General features: G+C 42.6%; 11 protein-coding genes and 1 riboswitch. All 11 genes read left to right on the top strand.

The features are described 5' to 3' along the window. Positions 1-37: 37 nt before the first annotated feature. Positions 38-1,084: a phosphoribosylformylglycinamidine cyclo-ligase gene (purM, locus tag IGI88_RS17140; RefSeq protein ID WP_429960049.1), complete on the top strand. Its 1,047-nt coding sequence runs from the start codon at positions 38-40 to the stop codon at positions 1,082-1,084. Next, the gene (gene purN, locus IGI88_RS17145; RefSeq protein WP_086317291.1) at positions 1,081-1,665 is read left to right on the top strand and encodes a phosphoribosylglycinamide formyltransferase; all 585 of its coding nucleotides are present in this window, start codon (positions 1,081-1,083) and stop codon (positions 1,663-1,665) included. Before purM ends, purN begins: the two co-directional genes overlap by 4 nt. Further along, the gene (gene purH / locus IGI88_RS17150; RefSeq protein ID WP_429960048.1) at positions 1,658-3,193 is read left to right on the top strand and encodes a bifunctional phosphoribosylaminoimidazolecarboxamide formyltransferase/IMP cyclohydrolase; all 1,536 of its coding nucleotides are present in this window, start codon (positions 1,658-1,660) and stop codon (positions 3,191-3,193) included. The genes purN and purH overlap by 8 nt, the downstream gene beginning before the upstream one ends. Before the next feature lie 16 nt (positions 3,194-3,209). Then, entirely contained in the window at positions 3,210-4,496 is a 1,287-nt protein-coding gene (purD, locus tag IGI88_RS17155; RefSeq protein WP_429960047.1) for a phosphoribosylamine--glycine ligase, read from the top strand. Between the two features lie 168 nt (positions 4,497-4,664). Further along, complete coding sequence (locus tag IGI88_RS17160) at positions 4,665-5,579, top strand: aldo/keto reductase (RefSeq protein WP_086317297.1); 915 nt, start codon at positions 4,665-4,667, stop codon at positions 5,577-5,579. A 210-nt stretch (positions 5,580-5,789) separates the two neighbouring features. After that, positions 5,790-6,767: a GMP reductase gene (guaC, locus tag IGI88_RS17165; RefSeq protein ID WP_081487946.1), complete on the top strand. Its 978-nt coding sequence runs from the start codon at positions 5,790-5,792 to the stop codon at positions 6,765-6,767. Between the two features lie 122 nt (positions 6,768-6,889). Then, entirely contained in the window at positions 6,890-7,990 is a 1,101-nt protein-coding gene (wecB, locus tag IGI88_RS17170; RefSeq protein WP_042890118.1) for a non-hydrolyzing UDP-N-acetylglucosamine 2-epimerase, read from the top strand. 398 nt (positions 7,991-8,388) lie between these two features. Then, positions 8,389-8,560: riboswitch (M-box (ykoK) riboswitch) on the top strand. Positions 8,561-8,747: 187 nt separating this feature from the next. After that, positions 8,748-11,339: a magnesium-translocating P-type ATPase gene (mgtA, locus tag IGI88_RS17175; protein ID WP_005236382.1), complete on the top strand. Its 2,592-nt coding sequence runs from the start codon at positions 8,748-8,750 to the stop codon at positions 11,337-11,339. Positions 11,340-11,773: 434 nt separating this feature from the next. Next, positions 11,774-12,883 carry a pyruvate dehydrogenase (acetyl-transferring) E1 component subunit alpha gene (gene pdhA / locus IGI88_RS17180; RefSeq protein WP_005231936.1) on the top strand — a complete coding sequence of 370 codons (1,110 nt, stop codon included), beginning with the start codon at positions 11,774-11,776 and terminating at the stop codon, positions 12,881-12,883. A 2-nt stretch (positions 12,884-12,885) separates the two neighbouring features. Further along, entirely contained in the window at positions 12,886-13,863 is a 978-nt protein-coding gene (locus tag IGI88_RS17185) for an alpha-ketoacid dehydrogenase subunit beta (protein WP_005230047.1), read from the top strand. Positions 13,864-13,888: 25 nt separating this feature from the next. Then, on the top strand, positions 13,889-15,535 hold the full coding sequence (locus tag IGI88_RS17190; RefSeq protein ID WP_005236379.1) for a dihydrolipoyllysine-residue acetyltransferase: 1,647 nt from the start codon (positions 13,889-13,891) through the stop codon (positions 15,533-15,535). The last annotated feature ends 4 nt before the right edge of the window (positions 15,536-15,539 follow it).

Raw genomic sequence — 15,539 nt, forward strand, 5'->3', positions numbered from 1 at the left:
TGAAGAAAAGCGGATGAATGATTGAGGAGGAACGAACGTGGCAAATGCATATGCAAAAGCCGGTGTCGATGTCGAAGCCGGTTATGAAGTAGTCGAACGGATCAAAAAGCATGTGAAACGAACAGAACGGCTAGGCGTGATGGGGGCAATCGGGGGCTTTGGTGGCTGTTTTGACTTATCATCGTACCAATTAAAAGAACCGGTACTTGTTTCTGGGACTGATGGTGTAGGAACCAAGCTTTTGTTGGCGATCCAACAAGAACAGCACGCAACGATCGGCATTGATTGCGTCGCGATGTGCGTGAATGATATCGTCGCTCAAGGGGCAGAACCTATCTACTTCCTTGACTATGTTGCAGTTGGTAAAAACGATCCGGCAAAGATCGAACAAATCATTGCTGGTGTCGCAGAGGGCTGTGTGCAAGCGGGGGCTGCCCTGATTGGTGGGGAAACCGCTGAGATGCCGGGGATGTATCAGCCAGAAGAATATGATCTTGCTGGTTTCGCCGTAGGGATCGTCGAAAAAAGTCGCTTGATCACTGGAGAAACCATTAAAGAAGGCGATGAGCTGATTGGTTTGCCTTCTTCAGGCATTCACTCCAATGGGTACTCTTTAGTCAGAAAAATCTTTTTTGAACAGCATGGCTATACAGGAGCAGAAACGTTTGCGGAACTTGGTAACCAAACGCTTGCAGAAAGTTTATTGACGCCAACGAGAATTTACGTTGATGCACTGAAACCTTTATTGACAGAAGGATTGTTAGCTGGAATTTCTCATATCACTGGTGGCGGCTTTGTTGAAAATATCCCACGGATGCTGCCTGAAGGACTTGCGGCAGAAATCGCCTTAGACACTTGGCGGCAGTTGCCAATATTTGATATGATCGCTACTCATGGCGCGATTCCTCATCAAGAAATGTTCGAGATTTTCAATATGGGTATCGGTATGGTCTTAGCCGTTGCGCCAGAAAATGTTGCGGCTGTGATGGCACTTCTATCCGCCAATGAAGAACAAGCATACCGGATCGGTAAAGTGACCAAACGTAACAACGAAGCCGTTTGCTTCAAAGAGGCAGTCCGATGAGGATCGCCGTCTTTGCTTCTGGAACGGGCAGCAATTTTACAGCAATCGCCGATGCGATCCAAGCAAATAAAATCAAAGGAGCGCAGATCGGGTTGGTCTTTTCCGATAAACCTACAGCGCCAGTAATAGAAAAAGCCCGCGCGAGAGACTATGAAACGCTTGTCATAGAGCCAGCGGCATTTGCATCAAAAGCAGCCTTTGAAAATAAATTGATCGAAGAATTGCAGGATCATGCCATCGATTTTATTGTTTTAGCAGGGTATATGCGAATCATCGGCAACACTCTATTATCCGCTTATGAAGGCAGAGTCATCAATATCCATCCCTCCTTGTTGCCGAGTTTCCCAGGTAAATCTGGGATCGCCGATGCCTTCGCTTACGGCGTGAAAGTGACGGGAGTGACGGTTCATTATGTCGATGCCGGCATTGACACAGGGCCAATCATTGCCCAAGAAATCGTTCGGATCGACACCGACGATACATTAGCAAATGTGACAGAAAAAATTCATCAAGTAGAACATCAAATCTATCCAGCTGTTTTAGCTGAAATCGTGGAAAAGGGGCTATCGAATCGTGAATAAACGTGCATTAATCAGTGTGTCTGACAAAGAAGGACTCGTACCATTTGTCCAAGAATTGACCAATTTAGGATTTGAGATTATCTCAACTGGCGGGACAAAAACGGCCTTGGAACAAGCGGGGCTTCAACCGATCGGCATCGAAGCGGTCACAGAATTTCCTGAAATGATGGATGGTAGGGTCAAGACGCTACATCCACGGGTGCATGGTGGTCTGTTAGGACGGCGTGATCTGCCTTCTCATATGGAGGCAATGGCTGAGCATGGCATTTTACCGATCGACCTTGTTGTCGTCAATCTTTATCCATTTAAAGAAACCATCAGTAAGCTTGACGTCACAGAAGCCGACGCAATCGAAAATATCGACATCGGCGGACCAAGCATGCTACGTTCTGCGGCGAAAAATCATGCCTCAGTAACTGTTGTCGTTGATCCCAACGATTACGACTGGGTTTTAGCTGAGCTGAAGGAAGGCAATACGACGTTGGCATCAAGAAAGAAATTAGCTGCCAAAGTCTTCCGCCATACCGCCGCTTACGATGCCTTGATTGGTGAATACTTGACCAAAGCGGTGGCTGAAACAGAAACAGAGACCTTGACGAAAACCTATGTTTTGAAACAAACATTGCGTTATGGTGAAAATAGTCATCAGAAAGCTTCCTTCTATCAAGATGCCTTACCCGTGCCCTATTCGATTGCCAGCGCAAAACAAATCCACGGCAAAGAATTGTCTTACAACAACATTAAAGATGCTGACGCTGCCTTGCGGATCGCAGAAGAATTTACAGAGCCAACTGCAGTAGCCCTCAAGCACATGAATCCCTGTGGAATCGGAAGTGGAGAAACGATTGCTGAAGCTTTCCAAGAAGCTTACGAAGCAGACCCAGTGTCGATTTTTGGCGGGATCATTGTTTTGAATCGTCCAGTTGATGTGGCAACTGCGGAGCAACTGCAGCGGATTTTTCTTGAGATCATCATTGCACCTGCATTTGAAGAAGAAGCACTAGAAATCTTAACGAAGAAAAAAAATCTGCGCCTGCTGGTTGTTGATTTCGAAAAAGCAGCCAAACAGCCAGAAGTTGTCTCTGTCCTTGGGGGCTTATTGGTGCAAGAACCAGATGATCAAATGGAAACACCAGAAGATTGGACCGTGGTGACAAAGAGAAAGCCAACAACAGAAGAAATCGCAGCTTTGGCTTTTGCTTGGAAAGCGGTGAAACACGTGAAATCTAATGCCATCGTTTTAGCCAATCAACAGCAAACGGTCGGGATCGGCGCTGGTCAAATGAACCGCGTGGGTTCGGTGAAAATCGCCGTCGAACAAGCCCGTGAAAACAATAAACTGGCTGGTTCAGTGCTGGCAAGCGACGCCTTTTTCCCAATGGATGACAGTGTTGAATATGCAGCGCAACAAGGAATCAAAGCGATTATTCAACCTGGTGGCAGTATCAAAGATCAAGAGTCGATCGACATGGCAGATAAATACGGTGTGGCGATGGTCTTTACTGGTGTTCGTCATTTTAAACACTAAGAAATAGGAGAAGACGATGAAAATACTTGTTATTGGTAGTGGCGGTAGAGAGCATGCCGTCGCAAAAAAGTTTCTGCAGGATCCTCAAGTGGAAACAGTCTTTTGTGCGAAGGGCAATCCCGGTATGCGAAAAGACGGGATCAAGACAGTCGCAATTGAAGAGTCCGATCATGAAAGTCTAATTGCTTTTGCTCAAGAGCAGGAGGTTGATTGGACCTTCGTTGGTCCGGAAGTTCCGTTGCTAAATGGCATCGTAGATGATTTTCAGGGGGCGGGCTTGGAAATTTTTGGCCCCAATCGCCAAGCAGCGATGATTGAAGGATCAAAAGAGTTTGCCAAAGAATTGATGCGAACCAATCACATTCCAACAGCAGACTATCAAAGCTTTACAGATAGTGCCCAGGCAAAAGCCTATATCCAACGTAAAGGTGCGCCAATCGTCATCAAAGCAGATGGTTTAGCGGCGGGCAAAGGCGTGGTTGTCGCGGAAACCATTGAAGAAGCAAACGCAGCAGTCGAAGCGATGCTGGAGCAAAATGCTTTCGGTGAAAGTGGTGCAAAAGTGGTGATCGAAGAGTTTTTGGCTGGAGAAGAGTTTTCGCTATTGGCATTTGTGAAGGGCGAAGCCGTCTATCCAATGGTCATTGCCCAAGACCATAAACGTGCCTTCGATGGCGATTTAGGTCCGAATACAGGAGGTATGGGGGCTTATACGCCGGTACCGCAGATTCCGCAAGAAATGGTCGATCAAGCGGTAGCAGAAGTTTTACTTCCTGCAGCAAAAGGGATGATTCGCAACAATACACCGTTTACGGGGATTCTTTATGCAGGTCTGATTGCTACCAATGATGGACCGAAAGTCATCGAATTCAATGCGCGTTTCGGCGATCCAGAAACACAAGTCGTGTTAAGTCGTTTAGAAAGCAGTCTAGCCCAGATCATTGATGATCTCTTGCAGGACCAAGTACCTACGATCCAATGGAATCAATCGGCTTCGATCGGTGTCGTGATTGCCTCTCAAGGATATCCAGGCAAGTATCAGCAAGGAATGCCTGTCCCAAGCCCTGAAGGAGAAGGAACGCAATTCTTTTATGCAGGAGTGGATGAAGCTGCCGACCAAGGTGGTTTGACGGCAGCTGGTGGGCGCGTTTTTCTTGTGGAAGCATCAGCAGAGAATTTAGCTGCTGCACAAAAGAAGGTCTATGAAGCAATCAGCAGGTTGTCTTTATCTGGCTTATATTACCGAAACGATATCGGCGATAAAGCCTTGCAATATAGCAACTCATCAAAGGCGATGAAGTAAAGAACATTTCTGTGCATAACACAAACTGAAAAAAGGAGGGCTGCCATTAGAACCAATCGGTTGTGCTGGTGGTTTTCGTTTTATGGGAGGTTTTTTTTGACGTTGGTATAGCGTTTTCATCTTGTTGTGATAAAATAGGAATGTAGTTTAAATAAGGAGGAACTTTACGTGAAAAAAATTAAATTCGGTCCCACTGATTTAGAAGTATCCAGCGTGATTTTAGGATTGATGCGAATCAACAATGCCAAAGATCCTGTGAAGGTCTTGACGACTGCGATTGAAAATGACATTACCTTCTTTGACCATGCGGATATTTATGGTCGCGGTGAATGTGAAACGATTTTTGCAGAAGCGTTAGCAAAAACGGCAGCTAAAAGAGAAGATTTGTTTATTCAATCAAAATGCGGCATCGTTCCAGGTGAAATGTTTGATTTTTCGAAAGAGCATATTATCTCTTCTGTGGAAGGTAGTTTGCAACGATTGAAAACTGATCATTTAGATGCGTTATTATTGCATCGCCCTGACACTTTGTTTGAACCAGAAGAAGTGGCAGCAGCCTTTGACCAATTAGAAAAAGACGGTAAAGTGAAATACTTCGGTGTCAGCAATCAAAAACCTGGTCAAATCGAGCTATTGAAAAAATATGTTTCCCAACCTTTAGTAGCGAATCAACTGCAATTCGGGATCATGCATACAGGAATGATCGATCAAGGAATTCATGTCAACATGACGGATGCTGGTAGTGTCGATCATGATGGAGAAATTCTTGAATATTCTCGCTTGCATGAGATGACGATCCAAGCTTGGTCTCCGTATCAATATGGTTTCTTTGAAGGGGTCTTTATCGGTAACGAGAAATTCCCAGAGTTGAACGAAAAATTGACCGAACTAGCGGACAAGTATCAAACGACACCGACAGGTATTGCTTCTGCGTGGATCTTACGTCACCCTGCAAACATGCAAGTGATTGCTGGAACGATGACCCCACATCGGATCGAAGAAATCGCGCAAGCATCTTCGATCGTATTGACCCGCCATGAATGGTATGAAGTGTATAAAGCAGCAGGGAACATCTTGCCTTAATTTATACGTAAATTCCGTTTTATTCAGTTGTTATAAGGATGAATGTTCGCGAAAGACGAACATTCATCCTTTTTTTTCAAAAAGTATTTCTAAAAAGCTTGTATTTCATTTCCAGGTGGTTTAAATTGTTGTGGGCGTTAAAAATAGGCTGATGCCATTTGATGCTTGCTTCACTCTTAGTAAGATTTGGAGGATATTTTTATGTTTGACATGAAAGTTTTTGATTACGAAGATATACAACTGATTCCTAACAAGTGTATCGTGAACAGCCGTTCAGAATGTGATACCACGGTGACATTAGGCGGACACTCGTTTAAAATGCCTGTTGTTCCTGCAAATATGCAAACAATTATTGATGATTCAATCGCAGAATTTTTAGCTGAAAATGGCTATTTTTATATTATGCACCGCTTTGATGAAGAAGCACGGATTCCATTCATCAAAAAAATGAAAAGCCGCGGCTTGATTGCTTCTATCAGCGTGGGTGTCAAAGAAAATGAATATGCCTTTGTAGAAGAACTAGCTGAGAAAGAGCTTGTTCCTGATTTTATCACGATCGATATTGCCCATGGTCACTCAAACGCCGTGATCAATATGATTCAACACATCAAGAAGCATTTACCAGCAACGTTTGTGATCGCTGGAAATGTTGGAACGCCAGAAGCAGTTCGTGAATTGGAAAACGCTGGCGCAGATGCAACAAAAGTCGGTATTGGACCAGGGAAAGTTTGTATCACAAAAATCAAAACTGGTTTCGGGACTGGCGGATGGCAATTGGCAGCATTACGCTGGTGTGCCAAAGCTGCTCGCAAACCAATCATTGCAGATGGTGGCATTCGGACACACGGCGATATCGCTAAATCTGTCCGCTTTGGTGCAACCATGGTCATGATCGGTTCATTGTTTGCAGGTCATGAAGAATCACCAGGGGAAACCAAGGTAGAAAATGGCGTTGTAATGAAAGAATACTTTGGTTCTGCATCAGAATTTCAAAAAGGTGAAAAGAAAAACGTAGAAGGAAAGAAAATTTGGATTCAATACAAAGGTTCTTTAAAAGATACATTAGTTGAAATGCAGCAAGACTTGCAGTCATCGATCTCTTATGCAGGTGGAAAAGATTTAGAATCGATTCGTAAAGTGGATTACGTAATCGTGAAAAATTCGATTTTCAATGGAGATACTATTTAAGCTGGATACTGAAGAAACGGCCTTTTAGCGGTCGTTTCTTTTTTTTGTTGGAACAACCATTTTGTTTTTCTGTTTTCTTCGTTATAATAGAAGCAATGAGAAGTAGAGGAGCGGGTGACCAAATGACAATCAAAGTGATGTCTGTGTTCGGTACCAGACCGGAAGCCATCAAAATGGCGCCACTAGTAAAGGAATTGGAAAACGACCCGCGTTTTGAATCGATCGTTGTGGTGACGGCGCAGCATCGAGAAATGTTGGATCAAGTTTTAACGGTTTTTGAAATCATACCAGATTATGATCTGGATATTATGACTTTAGGGCAAACTTTGACAGGAATCACTACCAAAGTTTTGCTGGATCTGGAACCTATCTTGCAAAAAGAAACCCCTGATATCGTACTCGTTCACGGGGATACGACCACAGCTTATGCAGCCGCTACGGCAGCTTTCTATCAGCAGATTCCTGTGGGGCATGTGGAAGCCGGTTTGCGTACATGGAACAAAAAATCTCCTTATCCGGAGGAAGCCAATCGTCAGCTGATCGATGTATTAGCGGATTTTTATTTTGCGCCAACTGTCCAAAGCAAAGAAAATTTATTAGCGGAAAATCGCAATAAAGCTGCAATTTTTGTAACGGGAAATACCGCCATTGATGCGATGCGTTATACGATCTCGGAGGACTATCAGCATCCAGAACTTTCTGCAGCAGATCAAACCATGATTCTTCTGACAATGCACCGTCGCGAGAACTTAGGTGTTCCGATGAAGCAAGTCTTCCGCGCTTTAGCGAAGATCGCTAAGGAGAAACCAACCATCAAAGTGGTTTTTCCTATGCATAAAAATCCTCAAGTCCGAGGGATTGCTATGGAGATACTTGGGGAACTAGAAAATGTCACGCTGATTGAGCCTTTAGATGTCATTGATTTTCACAATGTTGCCAATCAAAGCACATTGATTTTGACGGATTCTGGTGGTGTCCAAGAAGAAGCACCGTCGTTAGGCGTTCCTGTTTTGGTCTTGCGAGATACAACAGAGCGCCCAGAAGGAATTGCTGCAGGTACGTTAAAACTGATCGGTACGTCTGAAGCTGCGGTTTATCAAGAAACGAAGCGACTACTAGAGGATCCAGAAGCTTACAATGCCATGGCACATGCAGAAAATCCCTATGGCGATGGGAAAGCTAGTCGGCGAATCTTGAAAATTTTAGCAGATCATTTTTCGTGAGAGCTGGATCGAAAGAATATAGAAAAAATCATTTTTCAGAATCGGATATGAAAGAGAAATAGGCAGCTGTTTATTTAAATGGCTGTCTATTTTTTATTCGAGTTCGGAAATTTATTACATTCTCTCCTTCAATGAGATAGCCGAAGTGACTTGATGGATTCTGGGTTTTGCCCTGAGAGGATTTCTCTCTATCTATTCGTGTAAAAGAAGTTTTGTCACATATAAAATCACAGCAGTTCTTTAACGTTGTTATTTTATTGTAAGACCTTTCATTTGAAAACCAACGAAAATCTATGAAAAAAGGGTGCTATTTTCCATTGTTGCGGTTGACATTGGCTAGGATAGCAGTTATTATGTGGGTAGTTGGAAGATAGACTTCCGGCGAACTGACATTTTATACAAATAATTGTTAGGTGAGGCTCCTATATGGACACAAGCTGCTGCCGCAAAAGTATCGAGAGATACTTAGTTGGTAGGACAGGTCTAATCGTGAAGGTTAAACCCAAAGTAGCTGATAGCAGATTTGCTATCTACGCCCTATAGTGCTAAAGCTCTACAATGATCATGAGTTTTTTACGCATGCTTATTGGGAGCGTGCGTTTTTTTGTGTCTTTTACGCATGTTCCACAGTGACTTACCTAATAAAAAGAAAGGAAGATTCACATGGAATACCCCAGTCCCCAGATGAAACAGCGGAGTAATTATCGAATCGCTAGGGGTGGCGTAAGCAACTCCTAAGTGCTAGGAGGAAAAAAAGATGTTAAAAAAACTATCGAAAGATCAAGAACTAAAATTACTGGCAAAATTGACCGAAAGAGAACTGCTGATGGAAATGCGGACATCCTTCCAAGGGCTATCGGAAGAAGATGCTGCAGAACGTTTGGCAGAGTACGGTCCAAACAAAGTGGATGCGCAAAAACCAACACCTGCTTGGTTGATGATCCTAGGTGCTTTCAAAGATCCTTTTGTGTTAGTTTTGGCATTATTAATGGTTATTTCTTTTGTAACAGGCGATATTGAAGCAGTGATCGTGATGGGAATCATGATTTTAGCCAGTGTCATGATTACTTTCGTCCAAGAATACCGTTCCCAAAAAGCAAGCTTAGCGTTAAAAGAACTTATTGAAAATACTTGTTCCGTAACCCGAGATGGAATCACGAGAGAAATTCCGATGGATGAAGTCGTTCCAGGAGACATCGTCACCTTAGCAACCGGCGACATGATTCCTGCGGATGCAATCTTGATTTGGACCAAAGATTTATTTATCAATCAATCTTCATTAACAGGCGAATCAATGCCAGTTGAAAAATTTGTCGATGCTGGGATCAAAGAAAGCGATGAACAAATTTCTGCACTAGATATGCAAGATCTTGTTTTCATGGGTACCGATGTCTTAAGTGGTCAAGGAAAAGCCATTATTTTGAAAACCGGTCAAAGTACTTTCTTCGGTGATATTGCCAAAAATGCGACCACGAAACGGGGCAAAACAACCTTTGAAGATGGCTTAACAAAAGTCAGCAAGCTATTGTTGCGAATGGTCATGGTTCTTTTCCCAATCGTTTTATTGATCAATGGTTTGACCAAGGGTGATTGGGGCGAAGCGTTGTTCTTCGCGATTGCAGTAGCAGTTGGTTTGACGCCAGAAATGCTACCAATGATCGTCACCAGTAACTTAGCCAAAGGGGCGATCTCTTTATCAAAAGAAAAAGTGATCGTCAAAGAATTGCCTTCGATTCAAAACTTAGGTGCAATGGATGTACTATGTACCGATAAAACGGGTACGATCACCGAAGATCGTGTTGTACTGGTACAGCATTTAAACCCATTTGGCGTAGAAGATAAACAAGTCCTTGATATGACGTATTTAAATTCTTACTATCAAACAGGGTGGAAAAACCTGATGGATATTGCTGTCTTAAACTACTATGAAGAAGAAGGCTTGGCAGCGCCATTTAACGATGTGACAAAAATCGATGAGATTCCGTTTGACTTCTCACGTCGCCGCTTGACGGTTGTTGTCAATGCAGATGGTCATCAACTGATGGTCACTAAAGGTGCCGCCGAGGAAATGGAACAAGTCTGCAAGTACGTAGAAGTTGATGGCAAAGTGATGGAATTGACTCCTCAATTGAGAAAACAATTGCGTCAAGTGAATTTGCGCTTGAATAAACAAGGAATGCGCGTGTTGACTGTTGCTGTAAAACGAGATGCCCACGCAGATGCCGTTTATTCTGTAGAAGATGAACAAGATATGATCATGATTGGCTTTATGGGCTTCTTAGATCCAGCAAAAGAAACAGCAAAAACAGCGATTGCTTCTTTACACGGTCATGGCATCAATGTCAAAGTGTTAACGGGAGATAATGCGATCGTTGCGCAAAAAGTTTGTCGAGATGTTGGTATTGATGCAGATGAATACTTGTTAGGAACCGATATAGATCATCTGTCAGATGAAGAGTTAGCAGAGAAAGCTGCAAAAACTAATCTGTTTGCAAAATTAAATCCAATGCAAAAATCCCGAATCATTGAAACCATTCAAGCGGCAGGCCATACGGTCGGCTTTATGGGAGATGGCATCAACGACGCGCCTGCTTTACGTACAGCAGATGTTGGTATCTCGGTTGATACCGCAGCAGATATCACCAAAGATGCCAGCTCGATCATTTTATTAGAAAAAAGTTTGAATGTCCTTGATAAAGGGGTCATCGAAGGCCGCAAAGTATTTACCAATATGATGAAGTACATCAAAATGACTTTGAGTTCGAATTTCGGGAATGTGTTCTCGATCTTAGTTGCTAGTGCCTTTTTACCTTTCTTACCAATGTTGTCCATTCAACTGTTGGTTCAAAACTTGGTGTACGATATGGCCCAATTGACGATCCCATGGGACAACGTAGATAAAGAAGAGTTAGAAAAACCAGTTAAATGGCAAGTGGGTGGACTATTGAAGTTTACCGTCGGCATTGGACCTGTCAGCAGCATCTTCGATATTTTGACTTTCTTTATGATGTGGCATGTCTTTAGTGCAAATACCATCCAAGAGCAAGCCTTGTTCCAAGCAGGATGGTTTATGATTGGCTTGACGACACAAACCTTAGTCGTTCACATGATCAGAACGAGAAAATTACCATTTATCAAAAGTATCGCATCACCTGCAGTTTTGATTTCAAGTGTTCTAGCGATTGCAGTTGGCTTCTTGGTCATCTTGACGCCATTGCATACCGTCTTTGATTTTGCAGCACTGCCATCAAGTTACTGGCCATGGTATGTCGGTATCAATCTAGCTTATTTAGTAACAGTTGAGTTTGCGAAACGCATTTACATTCATGTCACGAGAGAATGGATTTAAAAAAACAGGTCGGCGTTCTTCCTAACAGGGGGAGAATCGCCGATCTGTTTCTTTTTATCCGTTCTCTGTATTATTTTTTTCTCATATTAAGAAATTTCTCTTTGATTCAAGTCGAATCCTTCACAAGTGATAAAAGGAGGTTAATGATAAATCTGTTTAGCGGAATGGTGGATGCTGTACTATTCTTAAATAAAAAAAAGAATCTGAAAAGAAAAAATTGAAGAAAGCGATTGCTTTAATGTGATTAATTTCACTAATGTTTTCTTAAGAGTTGCTACAGTGGGAATTCTTTTATTAAAAAAAATACCCTTTTCACTTGTCATTTTCGAAGTTAAATGATAATTTATAAGAGTAAATGAAATTTCGATAGTACAGATTTAAACCCTGTTACATACGAAAGTGAATTTTTATATCAGAGAGGAAAGTGTGTCAAGATGGCAAAAAAACAAAAAGCACTTGATTTCCAAGCGATTTTGGAGCAAGTCAATGCGGATTTTCCAACTTACCAAGCTTTGGACAAAGACGGGAAAATTGTAAATCAAGAGTTAGTACCAGATTTAAGTGACGACGAATTAGTTGAATTGATGACTCGTATGGTATGGTCTCGTGTATTAGACCAACGCTCAACTGCGTTAAACCGTCAAGGTCGTCTAGGTTTCTTCGCGCCAACTGCTGGACAAGAAGCAAGCCAATTAGCAAGTCAATTTGCTTTTGAAAAAGAAGACGTTTTATTACCTGGTTACCGTGATGTACCACAATTGATCCAACACGGTCTGCCATTGAAAGAAGCTTTCTTATGGTCACGTGGCCACGTTGCTGGGAACCTTTATCCAGAAGATTTAAAAGCATTGCCACCACAAATCATTATTGGTGCACAATACGTCCAAGCAGCCGGCGTTGCTTTAGGATTGAAAAAACGCAACAAAAAAAATGTTGTATTCACTTATACAGGTGATGGCGGTTCTTCACAAGGGGACTTCTATGAAGCAATCAACTTTGCAGGGGCTTACCATGCAAACGCTGTATTCTATATCCAAAACAATGGTTTTGCGATCTCTACACCTCGTGAAGTACAAAGTGCGGCACCAACATTGGCACAAAAAGCTGCAGCAGCTGGGATCCCTGGTATCCAAGTTGACGGTATGGATCCATTGGCAGTGTACTATGTTTCTAAAGCAGCTCGTGAATGGGCAGCAAACGGCAACGGTCCTGTATTGATTGAAACCTTGACTTACCGTTACGGTCCACATACATTGTCTGGTGATGATCCAACCCGTTACCGTTCAAAAGACATGGACAGCGAATGGCAACAAAAAGATCCATTGGTACGTTTCCGTACTTACCTAACTGAAAAAGGACTTTGGTCTGAAGAAAAAGAAGAACAAGTCATTGAACAAACAAAAGAAGAAATCAAAGCAGCGATCGCTGAAGCGGACCGCGTGCCAAAACAAAAAGTTTCAGATTTCTTGAAAAACATGTTTGAAGTACAACCACAAAACATTAAAGAACAAATTGCAACTTACGAAGCGAAGGAGTCGAAATAGTCATGGCACAAAAAACAATGATTCAAGCAATTACAGATGCCTTAGCTGTTGAAATGGAAAATGACAAAGAGATTTTAGTCTTTGGTGAAGATGTCGGTAAAAACGGCGGGGTTTTCCGTGCAACAGAAGGTTTACAAGAAAAATTCGGCGAAGATCGTGTCTTCGATACCCCTCTTGCTGAATCTGGTATCGGCGGCTTGGCTTTCGGTTTAGCATTAGAAGGTTTCCGTCCAGTTCCAGAAATCCAATTCTTTGGTTTCGTATTTGAAACATTTGACGAAATCGTTGGTCAAATGGCGCGTACTCGTTACCGTATGGGTGGTACACGTAATTTACCAATCACTATTCGTTCACCATTTGGTGGCGGTGTGCACACACCAGAATTGCACTCAGATAACTTGGAAGGATTGATCGCTCAATCACCTGGTATCCGTGTCGTTATTCCATCAAACCCATATGATGCAAAAGGATTATTGATTGCTTCTATCCGCAGCAATGACCCAGTTGTTTTCTTAGAGCACATGAAACTTTACCGTTCATTCCGTGAAGAAGTGCCAGAAGAAGCATACGAAGTTCCTTTAGACAAAGCAGCAGTAACTCGTGAAGGTTCTGATGTTTCAATCATCACTTATGGTGCAATGGTTCGTGAAGCAATCAAAGCTGCTGACAACTTAGCGAAAGAAAACATCAACGCTGAAATTATCGACTTGCGTACAGTTGCTCCTCTTGATGTTGAAACGATCATCAAATCAGTTGAAAAAACTGGTCGTGTGGTTGTCGTTCAAGAAGCACAAAAACAAGCAGGTGTTGGCGCTCAAGTCGTTTCTGAAATTTCTGAACGTGCGGTTCTATCACTAGAAGCTCCAATCGGACGCGTGTCTGCACCAGATACGATCTTCCCATTCGGTCAAGCTGAAAACATTTGGTTGCCAAATGCAAAAGACATCGAAGACAAAGTGAAAGAAATCGTGAACTTTTAATAGTTGAAGAAGGGAAGAATAGAAAATGGCATTTCAATTTAAATTACCGGATATCGGTGAAGGAATTGCAGAAGGCGAAATCGTAAAATGGTTCGTCAAAGCAGGGGATACCATCAATGAAGATGATACCTTACTAGAAGTTCAAAATGATAAATCAGTGGAAGAAATTCCATCTCCAGTAACAGGAACAGTGAAAAACATCGTTGTCCCTGAAGGTACAGTCGCAAACGTTGGAGATGTCCTTGTTGAGATCGATGCACCAGGACATGAAGACAACGAAGGCGATGCAGGTGTAGCAGCAGAGTCTCAAACACCAGCAAAACCAGCAGCAGAACCTACAACGGAAACGGCTGAAGCATCAGCTGGTTCTTCTGAAGGCGCAGGCGTTTTCCAATTCAAATTACCAGATATCGGTGAAGGAATTGCAGAAGGCGAAATCGTAAAATGGTTCGTTAAAGCAGGAGATACCATCAATGAAGACGATACGTTGCTTGAAGTTCAAAACGACAAATCAGTCGAAGAAATCCCATCTCCAGTAACAGGAACAGTGAAAAACATCGTTGTTGCTGAAGGAACAGTTGCAAATGTTGGTGATGTTTTAGTTGAAATCGACGCACCTGGTCACAACAGTGCGCCTGCTTCATCAAGCGCACCTGCAGAAGCACCAAAAGAAAAAGTGGAAACTTCTGGTTCAGCAAGTGTTGTTGAAGCAGCAGATCCTAACAAACGTGTCTTGGCTATGCCTTCTGTCCGTCAATTCGCTCGCGAAAAAGATGTGGATATTTCCCAAGTATCTGCAACAGGTAAAGGCGGACGTGTAACAAAAGAAGACATCGAAAACTTCCTATCAGGTGGCGGACAAGCTGCAAAAGCTGAAACTCAAGCTCCTGCGAAAGAAGAAACAAAAGCTGCAGCAACTGAAAGCAAACCAGCAGCTCCAGCAAAAGCCTTCAAATCAAACTTAGGTGATTTAGAAGAACGTGTTGCCTTAACACCTACACGTAAAGCAATCGCTAAAGCGATGGTAAACAGCAAACAAACAGCACCTCATGTAACCTTGCATGATGAAGTTGAAGTAACAAACCTTTGGGATAACCGTAAGAAATTCAAAGAAGTTGCTGCTGCAAACGGCACAAAACTTACTTTCTTACCATATGTTGTGAAAGCATTGACTGCAACAGTGAAAAAATTCCCTATCTTGAATGCGTCGATCGATGATGCAAAACAAGAGATTGTATACAAAAACTATTACAACATCGGTATCGCAACAGATACTGACCATGGGTTGTATGTACCAAACGTAAAAGATGCAGATCGTAAAGGCATGTTTGCTATCGCTGATGAAATCAACGAAAAAGCAAAACTTGCTCATGACGGCAAATTGGCTGCAGATGATATGCGTAATGGTACCATCACAATCAGTAACATCGGTTCAGTTGGTGGCGGCTGGTTCACTCCAGTAATCAACTACCCTGAAGTAGCTATTTTGGGTGTAGGTACAATCGCGCAACAACCAATCGTAAACGCTGAAGGCGAAATCGTTGTCGGACGTGTGATGAAACTTTCATTAAGCTTCGACCACCGTATCGTTGATGGCGCAACAGCGCAACAAGCAATGAATAATATCAAACGTCTATTAGCTGATCCAGAGCTATTAATGATGGAAGGATGATTAA

Source organism: Enterococcus sp. AZ179 (assembly GCF_050498885.1).
Taxonomy (GTDB): Bacteria; Bacillota; Bacilli; order Lactobacillales; family Enterococcaceae; genus Enterococcus_D; species Enterococcus_D entomosocium.